Source organism: Modicisalibacter luteus DSM 23508 (genome assembly GCF_000378505.1).
Lineage (GTDB): Bacteria > Pseudomonadota > Gammaproteobacteria > Pseudomonadales > Halomonadaceae > Modicisalibacter > Modicisalibacter luteus.
Window position 1 is genome coordinate 218,736 of the sequence record NZ_KB899989.1, and the last position, 17,485, is coordinate 236,220.

Here is a 17,485-nt window from a genome sequence, read left to right on the forward strand (position 1 = left end):
CTGACCAGTCTGACTCGTGGGCTCAGTGATTGTCCCGTGGGGGTGTGCGCCGCGCCACATCCCGATATTTAGTCGCCGGCTCGAGTGTCATGCCACGGTCGTGCTGTTCGACCATGCCGCGCTGGATCTCCTGCCACGGGGTCTGGTGTGGCGGATAAATATAGCCACCCCGCGATGCCAGACGCTCGCGGCGCTGCGCCAGATCCTCATCGGATACCAGCAGGTTGGCCTCGCCCTTGCGCAGGTCGATGCGAATACGATCCCCCGTTTCGAGAAGCGCTAGCCCCCCTCCGACCGCTGCTTCAGGCGCGGCATTGAGAATCGACGGCGAGCCCGAGGTCCCCGACTGACGGCCATCGCCCAGGCAGGGCAACGACTCGATACCGCGCTTGATCAAGGCCTCGGGCGGCTGCATGTTGACCACCTCGGCCCCACCGGGATGGCCCACCGGCCCTGCGCCACGCATCACCAGGACCGTGTTCTCATCGATTTCCAGATCGGGATCGTCGATCCGCGCATGGTAATCCTCGGAGCCGTCGAACACCGCCACGCGACCTTCAAAGGCATCCGGATCGTCGGGACGGCTCAGGAAGCGCTGACGGAATTCGTCCGATATCACGCTGGTCTTCATCAGCGCGGAGTCGAACAAGTTGCCCTTGAGGTTGATGAATCCGGCATGCTCGACCAGCGGCTTGTCGTAGCGACGGATGACGTCTTCGTCCAATGTTTCCCGGCCTTCGACATTCTCTGCCAGTGTCCGCCCGTTGACCGTGCGCGCTTCGCCATGCAACTTGCCGACTTTCAACAGCTCGTTAAGCACCGCCGGCACCCCGCCGGCACGATAGAACTCCTCACACAAGTAGACACCGGCGGGCATGACATTGCTCAGCAACGAAATCTGGTGCCCCAGTTGTTGCCAGTCGTCATTGGTGATCTCGATCCCGGCGTGGCGGGCAATGGCAATGATATGGATAGGCGCATTGCTCGATCCCCCCAGCGCCGAACAGGCGACGATGGCGTTCTCGAAGGCCTCGCGAGTGAGGATATCCAGCGGGCGTATATCTTCCCAGACCATATCGACGATGCGCTTGCCGGTATCATAGGCGACGATGGAGCGCTCCTTGTACGGCGCCGGGATGATCGCCGAGCCGGGCAAGCTCATGCCCAGGCATTCCGCCATGGAGTTCATGGTCGAGGCGGTGCCCATGGTATTGCAGTGCCCGACGGACGGTGCCGAATCGGTGGCTCGGGAGAGGAACTCTTCGTAATCAATGTCCCCTGCCGCCAGGCGCTTGCGCAGCTCCCAAATGATGGTGCCCGAGCCGACACGCTCGTTGCTGCCACGCCAGCCATTGAGCATGGGACCACCGGAAAGCACGATGGCGGGGATATTGACGGTGGCCGCCGCCATCAGACAGGCGGGTGTGGTCTTGTCACAACCGGTAGTCAGTACCACGCCATCCAGTGGGTAGCCATGCAGCACCTCGACCAGGCCCAGGTAGGCCAGGTTGCGATCCAGCGCTGCCGTCGGGCGACGCACGTTCTCATGGATCGGGTGCATGGGGAACTCGAACGGCACCCCACCCGCCGCCCGAATACCATCCTTGACGCGCTTGACCAGCTCGATGTGATGACGGTTGCACGGTGTAAGGTCGGAACCAGACTGAGCGATGCCGATAATCGGCTTGCCGCTGCGCAATTCTTCCAGCGTCACCCCATAGTTCATGTAGCGCTCGATACAGATTGCCGTAGTCCCGGGGTGCTCGGGATTGTCGAACCACCAGCGCGAGCGGAGCTGGCTGGGCGTAATCTTTTGGTCGCTCATGGTCTGACGCCTTTAACTAATGAATCCGTGAACAATCGAAACACTACCGGTGGCCAGCCTAAACGCCCAACCACCTTCTTCGGGAGAGTAGCCTATCCCGCAAACCCTGTATGTTGAACAAATGGATTATATGTCCAACATAATGAATCAACTATCACTCATAGGTCATGGCTTCCAGCTCCCTTCCCCTGGTCTCCTTGACGAACTTGACGACGAAGAAGATCGAAACCGCTGCGCAAAGGGCATAAAAGCCATAGGCTCCAGCCAGACCAACCGACGCCAACAGGATCGGGAAAGTCATGGTGATCGAGAAATTGGCCAGCCACTGGAAGAGCCCTGAAATCGCCAAGCCTGAGCCACGCATCTGATTGGGAAACATCTCTCCCAGCATGACCCACATGACTGGCCCCCAGGAGACATTGAAGAACAGCACGTAGGCGTTGGCCGACAGCAGCGCGATAACACCCATATCATCTGTCAGCGACAACGAGCCATTGATTATGCTGGCCGTGGAGAAGACATAGGACAGTATGCCCAGAGTGACCGCCATACCTACCGAACCACCCCATAACAGCGGCTTGCGGCCGATACTGTCGATCAGCGAAATGGCGATTAGACAGGCTCCGATGCTTACCGCCCCGCTGATTACGTTGATCAAAAGCGCATCATTCTCGGAAAAGCCAACCGATTGCCACAACACCGCACCGTAGTAGAACACCACGTTGATGCCGACCAGTTGCTGAAAAACCGCCAGACCGATGCCGACCCAAACGATACTATGGACCTTGCCAGTTGCACGATTGATCACATCGGAGAGCCGCGGCTTATGGCTGCTGGAAAGGGTTTCCTTAATCTCCATGACTTTTGCTTGCAGCTCGCTCTCGGCGTAAGCCAGTGCTAGCACCTTTCTGGCCTTGTCCTCCTTGCCTGCACTGATCAGGTAGCGTGGGCTTTCAGGAATGAATAACAAGGCTGATAGAAAGAACGCCGCCGGCAGAATCTCGATCCAGAACATCCAGCGCCAGGCGGCAAAATCAAGCCATAAAGCCGAAACGGACGAGCCAGCGATCTGTGCCAGCAAATAATTACTCAGGAAGGACACGAACAGTCCGGAGATGATGGCTACTTGCTGAATCGTTGCCAAACGCCCCCGCACGCGTGACGGCGCGATCTCGCTGATGTACGCAGGCGTCATGACACTTGCCGCACCTACAGCGATCCCACCGAGGATGCGATAGATGACGAACTCCAGCGACGAAGCAGCAATACCGGAGCCCCAGGCGCTGATCAGGAAGAACGCGGCAGCGACCAGCAGAATGGTACGTCGGCCATAAAGATCCGCCAAGCGGCCGGCGAAGAAAGCCCCGACTGCGCACCCCAGTAACATCGAGGCAACATTGAATCCCGTACCGACGCTGTCGGAATCGAACGCCGACTGCAAGCCATCAACGGTGCCATTGATGACCCCGCTATCGAAGCCAAACAAGAAACCGCCGATCGCAGCGATACAACATATGATGAAGATATAGACTGGTTGTCTTTTGCTTGTTGCTGGCATGCCTTGTTCCTTTATTTGTGTATTGTTATTGCCGTCTGGTTTGAAAGAAAGCAGCTACTTCAGCAGACCCAGTCGTAATCTGCAGGACTGGGATAATCGCCGCTTGCACGGTGACTCCGCCTGGGATGAACCCGTTCTGGCCAATTTTTGAAGCGCACGCCGGCATCCCAGGGGCTACCGTTAGACAGCCACTCCAAGTCACCAACAAGATGTTTGCCTGTCATGCGATTCATGCTCTCGGCGGCGGTGCCTCGATGCGCATCCCGTCGTTATCGAAGCAATGCAGCGCGTCGGCCCGCGGCGTCAGCCACAGCGACTCGCCGGGCTTCGTCGGGTCATCGCCCGGCAAGCGCACGATGAGATCGCCCAAAACCTCGCCAGCGACATAGGCGAAGGTGTCGGCGCCAAGCTTCTCGATCACTCGCACGCGACCGCGCCAAGCGCCCTGCTCGCGGCTGACATCGATATGCTCGGGCCTTATTCCCAGCGTGTGCGCGCCATACGCTTGCGCAGTCTCGCCCTCGATCAGGTTCATGCGCGGCGAGCCGATGAATCCGGCCACGAACCGCGTCGAGGGGCGCGTGTAGAGTTCCATCGGGCTCCCCGCCTGTTCGATGCGTCCACCATTCATGACCACGATCCGATCGGCCAGGGTCATTGCTTCGACCTGATCGTGGGTCACGTAGACCATCGTCGCGCCGAGCCGCTGGTGGAGTTCGGCCAGCTCAACACGCATGCGATTGCGAAGCGCTGCATCCAGGTTGGAGAGCGGCTCGTCGAACAGGAATACTCCTGGGTTGCGTACGATGGCCCGGCCGATCGCCACGCGCTGGCGCTGCCCGCCGGAGAGTGCTGCCGGTTTGCGATCGAGATAATCCTCGAGATTGAGTAACCGAGCCGCCTCGGCGACCTTGGCCTTGCGCTCCTCGGCGGGCACCTTGGCCAGGCGCATGCCGAAGTCGATGTTGCGGGCCACGCTCATGTGGGGATAGAGCGCATATGACTGGAAGACCATCGCCACGTTGCGCTCGGAGGGTTCCTCCTGGGTCACGTCGCGCCCATCGATCGACACCGAACCTTCGCTGGCGGTCTCGAGCCCGGCGATGATGCGCAGCAGCGTGGACTTGCCACATCCCGAGGGCCCCACCAGTACGGTGAAGCTGCCGTCATCGATCGCCAGGTGCATATCGGGAATCACATCCGCACCGCCCTTGAAGCGTTTGCGGATGCCCGTCAGGGTCACGTCGGCCATGGAATCATCCTCTCAGTGAGTCATTGCCGGCCGCGTACGCGTCGGACCGGATGTAGCGAAACGCGCTGAAGTCCGCCGGCAGGCCGCGACCACTGATATCGTGCGCCGCCATGCCCAGGAAGGTGCCGGTGAAGTAGCCGTGGGCACGCCCCGCGCCCTCGTCGGAAAGCATTCCGGCATCCAGCGTCGGACCGATCGGCTGCCACTCACCGGCACCCTCGGCATAGCGAAACCGGAGGCTGGCACCGTCCATCGTCAGGCCTAGGCGCACGGGCGTGGTCTCGTCGAGCACCACCGGTGAGGCCAGGGGAAAGTCGAGATCGCCGCTCGGCCAGTTATCGACGCAGCTTAGGATCGTCAGGACGCGCTGGCCGGCATCGTCGCGCGTGACCGCTAGGTAGTGGAACTTGAAGCGGTTGTAGTAGGCGATCAGGCCGGCGCACTGCTGGTAATCTTCGGGGGCGAACTCGAGCGTCGTCTCCGCCTCGCAGGCGAAGGCATCGCGGCGGCGCGCGACCAGCGCCTGCTCGAACCACGAGCCCGGCGACTGGCGGCCGTAGAGACGCAGGTATCCGCGCCGCTCGGTGAGCGAGAACAGCCGCTCGGGATAGGGCGTGCGCAACCATTGAAAGACCATCGGCAACGTCGCGGTCTCGAAAACGTGGCGCTCTTCCCGCTCGGGTGGCCGGGGCGCCGCGCCGTCCGGCGCCACCAGCTCGACCGCCGGGGCATTGCCGCCGGCCGCCAGGCGCAGCCAGCCATCGTCGTCCCAGCGAGCCCGCTGCAGCGCCGTTTCGCGGCCCAGCGGCGAACGCTGGGTGCCCGGCAACGGGCGACCGCAGAGATGTACCAGATAGGTCGCACCCGACGGCGTGTCGACCAGGTCGGCGTGCCCCGCGCGCTGTAGCCTCAGGCTCGAATCGCCCCGCGAGGTCAGCACCGGGTTGTCCGGGTGCACCTCGTAGGGGCCGGTGATCGATCTTGACCGGGCCATGGTCACCGCATGGCCGTAGCCCGTGCCGCCCTCGGCGACCAACAGGTGATACCAGCCGTCGCGCCGATACAGGTGCGGGCCTTCGGTCAATTTCATGTCAGTGCCGGCGAAGATCGTGTGGATCGGGCCGGTCAGCGTCTGCGCCTTTGCATCGTACTCCTGCAGCACGATGCCGCCGAAGCGATCCGGGCCGGCCGCCTGGCGATAGTCCCATTTCAAGTTGAGCAGCCAGTGGCGGCCATCGTCGTCATGGAATAGCGACGGGTCGAAACCGCTGGCGTTGAGAAACACCGGGTCGCTCCAGGGCCCCTCGATGCTCGGCGCGCTGACCAGATAGTTGAGTCCGTCCTTGAAGTGACCCTCGTAGCGCTTCATGTCGGTATAGATCAGCCAGAAGCGGCCCTGCGCATGGCTCAGGCAGGGCGCCCAGATGCCGCAGGAATCGGGATTGCCGCGCATGTCGAGCTGTGCGGGCCGATCGAGCGGCCTGCGCACCAGCTGCCAGTTGACCAGATCCGTCGAATGATGGATCTGTACCCCGGGGTACCATTCGAAGGTCGATGTGGCTAGGTAGTAGTCCTCGCCCACCCGGCAGATTGAGGGATCGGGATTGAACCCGGGGAGAATGGGATTGGTGAACGTGACGGCCATGCCTCACCCCTTCACGGAGCCGCCGGTCAGCCCGGCGACGATGTATTTCTGCGCCGCCAAGAAGAACACAATGGCGGGCAGGATGGTCAGCGAAACGAACGCCAGGATCAGGTTCCACTGGGTCAGGTATTCACCGCGGAACTGCATCATGCCCAGCGGCCAGGTGTAGATGGACTCGGTATTGAACACCACCAGTGGCAACAGGAAGTTGTTCCAGCTCTGTACGAAGACGAACACCCCGACCGTGGCGAGAATCGGCGTCGACAGCGGCAGCGTGAAGGCCCAGAAAAAGCGCAGGTAGGTGCAGCCATCGACGTAGGCCGCTTCGAACAGCTCGCGTGGCAACTGGTCGAAGAACGCCTTGAACAGCAGGATCGCCAGCGACAGCCCGAAAGCCGTCTGCGGCAGGATCACCGCCCAGTAGGTGTCCAGCAAACCCAAGTCGCGCACCTTGATGAACAGCGGCAGGATCGCCGCAGCGAACGGGAACATCAGTCCCAGCAGCAGGTAGGAATGCAGCATGCGCGCGCCGAAGAAACGGATGTGAGAGAACACGTAGGCCGCCGCCGCCCCGACGATCAGCGTCAGGATCACCGTCGCCGATGAGATCAGCAGCGAGTTGCCCAGGTACTGCCAGAAGCTGGGATCATCGAGAATGCCTGCGTAGTGGCTGACGTCCCAGCTCGCCGGCAGCCCCAGCGGATTGGTGCGCAACTGCGCATTGCTCTTGAAACCGCCGAAGAACGCCGCCAGCAGCGGACCGATGACGAAACCGGCGACGACCAGCAGTACGATCACGCGCAAGCTGTTGCGCAGCAGGAACAAGCGGCTCATGCACCCTCCTTGGCCATCGCGTGGCGCTGGTAGAAGAAGGCGACCAACATGGCAATGACGAACAGGAAGATGGCAGCGGCACTGCCGAAGCCGATCTTCAACCGGGTCAGGCCGAAGGTATAGAGGTAGGTGACGATGGTATGGGTGCTGTTCGATGGCCCCCCGTTGGTCAGCGGAATGATGATGTCGAAGATCTGCAGCGAACCGATCAGAGCGAAGAATACGCTGACGACGATAGCGTGCTTGATCATCGGTATCTGCACATGGCGGGCAATCTGCCAGGGGCCGGCGCCCTCGAGCCGCGCGGCCTCGACGAGATCCTTCGGCACCCCTTGCAGGGCGGCGATATAGATCATCATGTGGAAGCCGAAATACTTCCATACGATGACCGTCATGATTGCGGCGAACGCCCATTGGCGATCGGCGAGGATGTACACCGACTCCATGTCCAAGGCATGAAACAGTTGGGCCGTCACCCCGTATTCGCCGTCGAAGACGAAACTCCAGATCAGCCCGGCGGCCACCTCGGCTAGGATATAGGGCAGGAAGAATACCAGCCGAAACAGCGCATTGGTCGGCGTCTTGCGATAGATCAACAGTGCCAGGCCCAGCGCCAGCGGCAATTGCACGACCAGCGAGACGATGACCAGTTGGACGGTGTTCCATAGTGCCGTGTGAAAGGTCGAGTGCCCCAGCAAGCGCTGATAGTTCTCCGCCCCCACGAAGTCGCTGGGCTTAGCGTAGCCGTTCCAGTCGAACAAGCTGTAATAGGCGGCGTCCGCCAAGGGCAGGATGACGAATAGCGAAAACAGGATCAGCGCCGGCGGCAGCAACAGCAGTACTGCACTCAGCCGACCGCTGGCGCGGCCGCGCCGCAGCCGTTGTCGCCAGTTGGAAAAGGAATACGACGATGTAATCATGCAAACACCCGATATGAGGCTCGACAGGGGCCGTTGCCGGCCCCGGCGAAAGGCACGCTTAACGGAACTGCCAGGCTTCCTCGACGCGTTCGGCCGCTTCCTCCGGACTGGTCACGCCCTGAGCGATATCGGTGCTGATGTCGTTCACCGTCGCGCCGACCGAAACGCCAAGGTCATGATCGAGGAAGATCTGATGATAGGAGGCCTGGTCGATGTCCTCGGCCACCTTGCGGCCGTAGGGGGTCGTCAATGCCTTCTCCGCGCCCTTGACTATCGGCACGAAGATGCCGCGCCTGGCCGCCTCGCGCTGGTTGTCGAGACTCAGCAGGCTCTTGAGGAAAGCCACTGTCTCATCGGGGGCGTCGCGCGTGATCGCCCAGCCGTTCAGCCCGCCGAAGGTCGCCTCGTTGCCCTGCCCGCCTTCCACGGTGGGAAAGGAGATGAAGCGCAGATCCTCATCCGGCACCCCTTCCCCGCTCATCGAGCGCTGTTTCGAGGGCAGATAGTCCCAATCCCCCATCAAATGGAAAGCCGCCTCGCCATCGCCGAACATGCCGCTGGCCCGTTCGTAGGTGGTGGTCATGAAGCCGGGCTGGAACGGCTCGAGCTCGACCAGTTGCTTGAGCTTCTCGCCGACCTGGACGAAAGGTGGCGCGGCGAAACCTTCGCCCTCACCGGCCTTGGCGGCCTTGAAGCCCTGCTGGCCGGCCAGCCGTGTGGCCAGGCTGCCCCAGTAGAAATGCATCGGCCAGCCATCCTTGGCCCCCACCACGATCGGCGTGACGCCGGCCTCCTTGAGCGTGGCGACGGCATTGAGGAAGTCCTGCCAGGTGTCGATGGCGTCGATATCCACGCCGGCCTTTTCGGTCAGCGCGGTATTGGTCCACAAGCCCACCTCGGTCACGTACAGCGGAGCGCCGTAGATCTTGCCATTGATGGTAAAGGCATCGATCGCCGAGTCCGGGAAACGCGCCTGCCAGCCGTCCTGCATGGCCGCGGTCAGGTCCTTGACGAAGCCGGCCTCGACCTTCTCCTTCAAGGCTTCGCCACCCCAGCTGTAGAAGATGTCCGGGCGTTGGTCGGACTGCAGCAAGGTGGGCAGCTTCGACTTGTAGGCCTCGTTGGAAAGGTAGTCGAGTTCGATGGTCACCCCGGGATGGCTGTTCTCGAATTCGCGAGCGATCTCGGCGTAGTAGTCCTTCTCGACTTGGCTGATTTCCACACGCATCACGCGGATGGTGGTATCCGCCATCGCCGATTGTACGGAGCCGAGCAGTGTAGCGACGGAGACGATCATCAGGGTCTTTCTGGGATGGCTTAACATGGCTACTCCCGTCTTGTTGTTGGAGCGTGGCATGGGCGGTCGCTCAGCGCGTGACGCGCGGTTCGACCAACCCCGGGTTGGGCGCGGGCATGGCGAACAAGCTGCCCGCCGACGGCCATTGATGGTGTTTTTCGTCGTCACTCAGGTGCTGCGTGGCCGTAGTGATGTAAAGCGTCTTGCGGTCGGTCCCTCCGAAAGCCACCATAGTGGGATGCGGGCAAGGCAATGCATGGCTTTCCAGAAAAGCGCCGTGGCGATTGAACCTGGCGATCCGCCCGCCTCCGTAGAGTGCGCACCAGTAGTCGCCCTGGCTGTCGACCGCGGCGCCGTCCGGCACCCCGGGCAGGCCATGACGCGCCAGATCGATCCATGGCTCACCCGCCTCGAGCGTGCCGCGTTCGGCGTCGAAGGCGTAACGCCATACTTGGCGGGTTGGCGAGTCGCTGTGATAGACGAAGCGGCCATCCGGACTGAACGCCAGGCCGTTAGAAATGGCCAGCGCGCCTTTCACCGATGTGAGGCATTCGCCGTCCAGGCGATACAGGCTGGCACTCAGCGTCGCTTCGGTGGCGTCAATCGTGCCCACCCAGAATCGTCCCGCCGGATCGCAGCGGCCATCGTTAAAGCGGTTGCCGGATTCATCGAGCCATTCGGGGTTGGCGACGATTAACGTTTTTTCGCCACTGCCAGGGTTCAGCCGGTAAATCCCCGAGCGCGCGGCGACGACCAGCCCCGCGTCACCCAACGCCAAACAACCCAGGGGTTCGCCCAGTACGACGCTATGCGGTGTGTCGTCACTGTCGGGTCGCCAGCTGTAAACCAGCCCACGATTGATATCCACCCAGTGCAGGGACTCGCTCGCCGCGTCCCACACGGGGCTCTCGCCCAGACTCATGTCGAGCGCGACGGCGACGGCGGGCGCGCTCACCCCCAGCCTCCATCGACCGGGATCTCTTGGGCGCTGATCTGGGCGCTATCGTCGGCGGCGAGAAACAACGCAGCGGGAGCGATATGCTCGGCTTCCAGACGCACCTTCAAGCATTGATGAGCCTGAATATTGGCCTCGTCCTCGGGACCGATCCACTTCTCGAGCTGGCGCTCGGTCATGACGCTGCCGGGCACCAGGGTGTTGACGCGAATGCCATGCGGGCCCAGGTCGCGGGCCAGACTGCGCGTCAGCCCGTGCACCGCGGCCTTGGCGCTGACATAGGCAGCCATGTCACCGAGCGCCAAGCGCACGCTGATCGAGCCGAAGTTGATGATCGAGCCGCCGCCCGCCTCGCGCATCTGCTCGGCCACGGCCTGGATGGTGAAGAACATCGGACGCAGGTTGAGCGACATCCGCTCGTCCCAGTAGGCGACATCGACATCGCGCCAATCGTGGCGGTCATCGTTGGCAGCATTGTTGATCAGCACGCGAATGGGGCCGAGCGTCTCGCCGACCCGAACGATGGTGGACTGCAGGGCCTCGACATCGCGGATATCGCAGAACTCGAAACACGGGGCCCGGCCAGTTTCCAGCTCGAGCTCCTCGACCAGCGCCTTGCTCGCCTCCTTGGCGATATCGACGAAGACCACCCGGGCACCCTGGCGATGAAAGGCGCGTGTCAGGGCGGCGCCGATACCGCTGCCGCCACCGGTAATGAATACCACACGCTGTTCGAGGCTCGGGTATCGCGCTGATGGGTGGGTCATATCGGCTCCTTTTTTCATGCTGCTTGATTGCTCTTGGGGTTGCATGGCTAGCCGCGCTTGACTCCCTATCAGCAACCAAGCGCACGATGTGGCTACCTTCGAGTGAGATTTAATTTAGCATATGAATTAAATACCCCCACATGACACTTTAGTCGTTGCAACAAAAGGCGAATAACCGAGCATAAAATGTGCAGGATGAGCAATGAAACGGCTTAAAGGAGCCTTTCTAACTGGCTGAAAGCTTATTCGACCGGCATTATCCTTCGACTCAATAGCGCTATATAATTAGTGCAATAAATTAATTAGAGGTTTATTCATGATCACCCCGGTCACCGACTCGATACGCACCGACAACACCCTGGCCCTGATCCGTTCGCTGCGCGCCCATGGCGCCATGGCCCGTGTCGACCTGGCTGCTGCCAACCAGTTGAGCTCGGCTACGGTGACCTCGATCAGCGGCGATCTGCTCGAACGAGGCATCATCGTCGAACGCCCACCTTCCGCTCAGCAACTCGGCCATCGCGGCCGTCCCAAAACGCTGATAGCTCTCGATCCTGATGCAGCCTGCGTAATCACCATCAAGCTGTCGATCAACGAAGTGCGCTTCACGGTAGGCAATTTCTGCGGTGAGCTGCATCACAGCGACACCCAGGCGGTCGACACGCTGGCTCTGACGGCCGAGGCGTTGATCGAATTGCTGGTTCGGCACATCGACGGCCTGAGCCAACGCCTGGCGGCTACCTGCGGCCCGGTCGCCAGTATTTGCCTGGCCGTGCAGGGAATCGTGTCGCCGGTACGCGGCAGCATCGTCTGGTCGCCAGCCTTCGCCCTGCGTAATGTCGATATCGTTTCGCCGCTCCGGGCCCGTTTCGCCTGCCCGGTTCAGCTGGAAAACGACGCCAACTGCATCTCTGCAGCGATCACCAGCCACCCTGACTACATGGCCATTCCCAACCTGGCAGTAATCATGCTCGGTTATGGTGTGGGCATGGCGATGCTGATCGATGGCAAGCCCTATCTCGGCGCCCACGGTTCCTCGGCGGAGTTCGGGCATACCAAATACGAGGCCAACGGCGCACTCTGCGCCTGTGGCAAGCGCGGCTGTATCGAGGCTTACGTCAGTGACTACGCGCTCTATCGAGACGCCCACACACTATTACCGCTGCCCGCTGGCGATAGCGCCCACCCCTCGGAGGAACAGATGCAGGCGCTGGTCCGGCTCGCCGAGAACGGCAACCCGGTCGCCAAGCAGATATTCGCCAAGGCGGGCCATGTGCTGGGAACCGGCATCGCCAACGTGTTGGCGCTGTTCAACCCCGATCAGGTACTGATCACCGGCTCGGGCGTGCGCGCCTACCATCAGCTCGCGCCCAGCCTTGATCAGGCACTGAATGACGCATTGGTCGAGGAACTGATCGGCCAGACGCGCCTAGCCACTTACGGTTGGGACCACGACATGACCTGCATGGGCGCTATCCAGTTGGCCCTGAAGGCGGCCGATCATCGGCTGGTACAACTTGATCGTTCAAAGGCCCTGCCCTTGGCTTGAATCGCCGCGCAGGGCGACTGGAATAGTCCGCGACTGGATCCGTCCTCACAGCAAACAAAAGCGCCGCCGGCCTGAGCCGACAGCGCTTTATCCTGCCTCTAGCTAATCCACTAACGCTTCAATGCGAGTGCCGGGGCACCTCGGCGCCGCGACAGCCCACCAGGAAGTCGAAGTCGCAGCCCTCGTCGGCCTGCAGCACCCGCTCGATATAGAGCTGGCGGTAGCCGCCGCTGGCGGCAATGGTCCGGGACGCTTCGGTGGGATCGGACTCGGCCAGGCGCGCTTCGAGCTCCGCGTCGCTGATGTCCAGGTGCAGCTTGCCGGCATAGGCGTCGAGCTCGATCCAGTCGCCGTTGCGCACCGCGGCCAGCGGACCACCGGCGGCAGCTTCCGGGGCGACATGCAGCACCACGGTGCCGTAGGCGGTACCGCTCATGCGTGCATCCGAGATGCGCACCATGTCGGTAATGCCCTGCTCGAGGATCTTGGCCGGCAGGCCCATGTTGCCGACCTCGGCCATGCCGTGATAGCCGCGCGGCCCGCAGTTCTTCATCACCAGCACGCTGTCGGCCGTGACCTCGAGGTCGGGGTCGTTGATGCGCGCCTTGTAGTCGTCGAAGTCCTCGAACACTACCGCCTGGCCGCGATGGGTCATCAGCTCGGGGGTCGCCGCCGAGGGCTTGAGCACCGCGCCGCGTGGGGCGAGGTTGCCGCGCAGCACGCACATGCCCCCGTCCTCGCGCAGCGGGTTGTCCAGCGGCCGGATCACCTCGTCGTTGTACTGCGGGGCATCCTTGACGTTGTCCCACAGCGTCTTGCCGTTGACGGTCAGTGCGTCCTTGTGCGGCAGGCGGTCGGCTTCACCCAGGCGGCGCAGTACCGCGGGCAACCCGCCAGCGTAATAGAACTCTTCCATCAGGAAGCGCCCGGAGGGCTGCAGGTCGACGAGGGTCGGCGTGCCGCGGCCGATGCGCGTCCAGTCGTCGAGGTCGAGATCCACGCCGATACGCCCGGCGATGGCTTTCAGGTGAATCACCGCGTTGGTCGAGCCGCCGATCGCGGCGTTGGTGCGGATGGCATTCTCGAAGGCGCCCTTGGTGAGGACCTTCGAGAGCGTGAGGTCCTCATGGACCATCTCGACGATGCGGCTGCCGGACAGGTGGGCGAGCACGTAGCGGCGCGAGTCCACCGCCGGGATCGCCGCGTTGTGCGGCAAGGACGTGCCCAGCGATTCGGCCATGCAGGCCATGGTCGAGGCGGTGCCCATGGTGTTGCAGGTCCCGGCCGAGCGCGACATGCCAGCCTCGGCAGCCATGAACTCGTGGATCGAGATCTTGCCGGCCTTGACCTGCTCGGAGAGTTGCCAGACCACGGTGCCCGAGCCGATGTCCTTGCCCTCGTGCTTGCCATTGAGCATCGGCCCGCCGGTGACCACGATGGTGGGAATGTCGCAGCTCGCCGCGCCCATCAGCAGCGCCGGAGTGGTCTTGTCGCAGCCGACCAGCAGCACCACCGCGTCCAGCGGGTTGCCGCGGATTGCCTCCTCGACGTCCATGCTCGCCAGGTTGCGGGTGAACATGGCGGTGGGGCGCAGGTTGGACTCGCCGTTGGAGAACACCGGGAACTCCAGCGGGTAGCCGCCGGCTTCCAGCACGCCCTTCTTGACGTGCTCGGCGATCTTGCGGAAGTGGGCGTTGCACGGCGTGAGCTCCGACCAGGTGTTGCAGATGCCGATGATCGGCTTGCCCTGGAACTCGTGATCGGGGATGCCCTGGTTCTTCATCCAGCTGCGGTACATGAAGCCGTTCTTGTCGGCGCTGCCGAACCAGGCGGCACTGCGAAGCGGTTTTGCTTGGGAGCGAAGCGGGCGTTTCTCATTGGACATGACTATCTCCTCCACGGTGGCTGGCGACCTGATCACCACGCGTCATTGACGTTATGTACGCACCATACCGGCAATATCGATAACCACGAAATGCCCATATAACCTATCTTTGATATCCATTTGTATATCAAAAATAAATTCTCTTGCCACTCGTCCTTGATACAAGGTGTGGCGCACTGTCTCGAAGCGTGGCTAAGCCCCTGTTCAGGCAGGTGTTCTTTGCTACCGCGACATGGCTCACCTTGTGGCGTGGTGATGCCGCATAACCGCAGAGAAACACCCACCCCATACGAAAGTCTATGTTGAACATATACTCGCTATGTTCAACATTCTAAAACCAATCACGTCGGTTCAACCACAGGCCACACTGGATGGTTACGGCCCGAGCGTGACGTCGCCATCACTCGATGACCACCAAGCCACAACAACAAACGCTGTTCGGAGACAACACATGTTCAAGCTCAAACCCATCGTAATCGCTACAAGTTCGCTGATGTTACTGGGACTTTCCGCTGCACAGGCTGCCGAGTACGAATGGAAGTTCCAGGCTTCGGAAACCTCCGGTGAACCCAGTTTCAAGATCAAGCAGGAGTGGGCCGACAAGATCGAAACCATGACCGATGGCCGAGTCTCTATCGAAGTCATGCCGATCAATGCGGTGGTGGGGCCGACCGAAACCCTGCAGGCCGTCAGCTCCGGCATCCTCCAAGGCCACATGACCGACCCCAGTTACTTCTCGGGACAGGATCCGGCCTTCGGCATGCTGGGTAACCTGGTCGGTGCCTGGCAGGACCCGTACGACTTTCTTGAATTCATGAACAATGCCGGCGGCGAAGAGCTTTACAACGAACTGGCCGAGCCCTATGGCACCCACCTGATCTCCGCGGCTACCTTCCCGCTGGAGTCGGTACCGTCCACGGTGGAAATCAAGACCATAGACGACTTCCAAGGGCTCAAGATCCGCGCTCCGCAGGGGATGGTCTACAACATCTTCGAGCGCATCGGTGCCACACCGGTCAACCTGCCGGGCTCCGAGGTCTATACCGGTCTCGAGAAGGGCGTGATCGACGCAGCGGACTCCACCGTGCTCTCCAACAACGACGCTCAGGGGCTACACCAGTTCGCTCCCTACCCCCTGTATCCCGGCTTCCACTCCATGCCGATGATCGCCGTATCGATCAACAAGGGGATCTGGGACGAGTTGCCGGCAGACCTGCAAACGACGCTGGAGGTCGCCTTCGACCGGATGGCCTATGACTTGATCGCACGCCTGAGTGCGCAGGACATCGAGGTCCTCCAGAAGCTCCAGGAAGATCCGAATGTCCATCCGTACGATCTGCCGGCCGAAGAGCGCAAGAAGTTCCGTCAGGCCGCCGAGCAGGAATGGAAGGAATGGGCAGGCAGGAACGAGATGACCCAGAAAATCTACGACTCCGCGACTGCATTCCTGAAGGCTCGCGGCCAGCTCTAAGCAATGGACATGCCCAAAGCGTCGCCAGGCGAAGGTCGGATGTTTTTGGATAGACCCATGATATATCCAGGGGCCGGCACGTCCGGCCCCGCCATCTTTCCGCCCTATTCTGACCATGGCAGCACCTGCAGGTGCTGCATGGAGGAAACATGTCCCCTTCGATAGACAAGGACAATCGCACTTTGAAACATGAGGACGAGCTTGCCGGCCCGACGTCCGGCGAGACCACCACGGTCCCCGATCCCGTGCGCAGCACCTTCGACCGTGGCGTGGTGTGGTGCGCCCGCGGTGCCGCCTGGCTGGTCTTCGCCGCCATGGCGATCAGTGTCTTCGAGGTCATCATGCGCTACGGCTTCGGCTCGCCCACCTCGTGGGTCCACGAGAGCGTGGTCATGCTGGTCGCCGTCAGCTTCGCCCTCGGCGGCCCGGCGGCCCTGGCCAGCAACCGCCATATCCGCGTGCGCGTGCTCTACGACAGCGCCGGCCCGCGCCTCAAGCTGTGGCTCGACCGCTTCAACGACCTGGTCACCTTCGGCTTCTGCCTGGCGATGAGCTACGCCGCCTACGTGATGTTCTGGGACGCCTCGCACAATCCCCTGGGCGAGTGGTCGCTGGAGCGCTCCGGGACCTCCTGGAACCCGCCGTTTCCCGCCCTGGTCAAGGGCATCATCATGATCGCGCTGATCCTCATGTGCATTCAGTCGTTCATCCACCTGATCCAGTCGCTGCGCGGCAAGCCCGCCATCCCCCCGAGCGATAACGAGGGAGCCGTGTAATGGATATCGCCGACGGAACGATCCTGATGGTCGGGGCGATCTTCGCCCTGCTGATCACCGGCCTGCCGCTGGCCTTCATCACCGGCCTGGTGGCGCTGGCCTTTACCTTCGGCTGGTTCGGCACCAACGCCCTGCCGCTGGTCACCAGCCGCGTATATGGCTTCGTCACCGAGTATTCGCTGGTGGCGGTGCCGATGTTCGTGTTGATGGCCTCGCTGCTCGACCGCTCGGGCATCGCCAAGGACCTGTTCAACGCCATGCGCGTGTTCGCCGGCCGCCTGCCCGGCGGGGTCGCGGTGCAGACCGTGGTGGTGGCGTTCTTCCTCGCCGCACTGTCGGGCATCATCGGCGGCGAGATCGTGCTGCTGGGCATTCTGGCGCTGCCCCAGATGCTGCGCCTGGGCTACGACAAGCACCTGTCGATCGGCGTGGTGTGTGCCGGCGGCTCGCTGGGCACCATGATGCCGCCCTCGATCGTACTGATCATCTACGGCCTGATCGCCAGCGTGTCGATCGCCGACCTGTTTACCGCCGCGATCACCCCGGCGGTGATCCTGATGCTCTCCTACATCGGCTACGTGCTGGTGCGCTGCCTGAAGAACCCTGCCATGGGGCCGCCGCTGACCGATGAGGCGCGGGCCGAGACGTTTGCCACCAAGGGCCAGGCGCTCAAGGCGATCATCGTGCCGGCGCTGATCGCGGTGCTGGTGCTGGGCTCGATCTACGGCGGCGTGGCCTCGGTCACCGAGGC

General features: G+C 62.1%; 14 protein-coding genes. 4 read left to right on the forward strand and 10 right to left on the reverse strand.

All coding sequences use genetic code 11. From position 1 onward, the window contains the following. Window positions 1-22: 22 nt before the first annotated feature. The 9 genes from F568_RS0101010 to F568_RS0101050 all read right to left on the reverse strand — a co-directional run bounded on the left by F568_RS0101010 (window position 23) and on the right by F568_RS0101050 (window position 11,053). Window positions 23-1,825: an IlvD/Edd family dehydratase gene (locus tag F568_RS0101010; protein WP_019016838.1), complete on the reverse strand. Its 1,803-nt coding sequence runs from the start codon at window positions 1,823-1,825 to the stop codon at window positions 23-25. Window positions 1,826-1,979: 154 nt separating this feature from the next. After that, complete coding sequence (locus F568_RS0101015) at window positions 1,980-3,383, reverse strand: sugar porter family MFS transporter (RefSeq protein ID WP_019016839.1); 1,404 nt, start codon at window positions 3,381-3,383, stop codon at window positions 1,980-1,982. 229 nt (window positions 3,384-3,612) lie between these two features. Further along, window positions 3,613-4,635, reverse strand: a complete 1,023-nt coding sequence (locus tag F568_RS0101020) for an ABC transporter ATP-binding protein (RefSeq protein ID WP_019016840.1) — start codon at window positions 4,633-4,635, stop codon at window positions 3,613-3,615. Window positions 4,636-4,639: 4 nt separating this feature from the next. After that, the gene (locus F568_RS0101025; RefSeq protein WP_019016841.1) at window positions 4,640-6,280 is read right to left on the reverse strand and encodes a glycoside hydrolase family 43 protein; all 1,641 of its coding nucleotides are present in this window, start codon (window positions 6,278-6,280) and stop codon (window positions 4,640-4,642) included. A 3-nt stretch (window positions 6,281-6,283) separates the two neighbouring features. Next, on the reverse strand, window positions 6,284-7,114 hold the full coding sequence (locus F568_RS0101030; protein ID WP_019016842.1) for a carbohydrate ABC transporter permease: 831 nt from the start codon (window positions 7,112-7,114) through the stop codon (window positions 6,284-6,286). Next, the gene (locus tag F568_RS0101035; RefSeq protein WP_019016843.1) at window positions 7,111-8,034 is read right to left on the reverse strand and encodes a carbohydrate ABC transporter permease; all 924 of its coding nucleotides are present in this window, start codon (window positions 8,032-8,034) and stop codon (window positions 7,111-7,113) included. Before F568_RS0101035 ends, F568_RS0101030 begins: the two co-directional genes overlap by 4 nt. A gap of 58 nt (window positions 8,035-8,092) precedes the next feature. Continuing rightward, window positions 8,093-9,358, reverse strand: a complete 1,266-nt coding sequence (locus F568_RS0101040; RefSeq protein WP_019016844.1) for an ABC transporter substrate-binding protein — start codon at window positions 9,356-9,358, stop codon at window positions 8,093-8,095. 43 nt (window positions 9,359-9,401) lie between these two features. Further along, on the reverse strand, window positions 9,402-10,253 hold the full coding sequence (locus F568_RS0101045; RefSeq protein ID WP_156817308.1) for an SMP-30/gluconolactonase/LRE family protein: 852 nt from the start codon (window positions 10,251-10,253) through the stop codon (window positions 9,402-9,404). Between the two features lie 29 nt (window positions 10,254-10,282). After that, window positions 10,283-11,053, reverse strand: a complete 771-nt coding sequence (locus F568_RS0101050; RefSeq protein ID WP_019016846.1) for an SDR family NAD(P)-dependent oxidoreductase — start codon at window positions 11,051-11,053, stop codon at window positions 10,283-10,285. Window positions 11,054-11,369: 316 nt separating this feature from the next. On the opposite strand from F568_RS0101050, the gene F568_RS0101055 reads away from it, so the two are divergent. Continuing rightward, the gene (locus tag F568_RS0101055; RefSeq protein ID WP_019016847.1) at window positions 11,370-12,602 is read left to right on the forward strand and encodes an ROK family protein; all 1,233 of its coding nucleotides are present in this window, start codon (window positions 11,370-11,372) and stop codon (window positions 12,600-12,602) included. A gap of 118 nt (window positions 12,603-12,720) precedes the next feature. Here the strand turns inward: F568_RS0101055 and F568_RS0101060 are convergent, their stop codons facing one another. Continuing rightward, window positions 12,721-14,487 (reverse strand): IlvD/Edd family dehydratase, encoded by a 1,767-nt coding sequence (locus F568_RS0101060; RefSeq protein ID WP_019016848.1) that lies wholly within the window; start codon window positions 14,485-14,487, stop codon window positions 12,721-12,723. A 451-nt stretch (window positions 14,488-14,938) separates the two neighbouring features. On the opposite strand from F568_RS0101060, the gene F568_RS0101065 reads away from it, so the two are divergent. The 3 genes from F568_RS0101065 to F568_RS21935 form a co-directional block, all read left to right on the forward strand. Then, window positions 14,939-15,958 carry a TRAP transporter substrate-binding protein gene (locus tag F568_RS0101065; RefSeq protein WP_019016849.1) on the forward strand — a complete coding sequence of 340 codons (1,020 nt, stop codon included), beginning with the start codon at window positions 14,939-14,941 and terminating at the stop codon, window positions 15,956-15,958. Window positions 15,959-16,107: 149 nt separating this feature from the next. Next, window positions 16,108-16,734, forward strand: coding sequence for a TRAP transporter small permease subunit (locus tag F568_RS0101070; protein WP_019016850.1), 627 nt, complete (start codon window positions 16,108-16,110; stop codon window positions 16,732-16,734). Next, the coding region (locus tag F568_RS21935; protein ID WP_019016851.1) for a TRAP transporter large permease subunit at window positions 16,734-17,485 on the forward strand (752 nt) is incomplete at its 3' end. The genes F568_RS0101070 and F568_RS21935, both read left to right, overlap by 1 nt.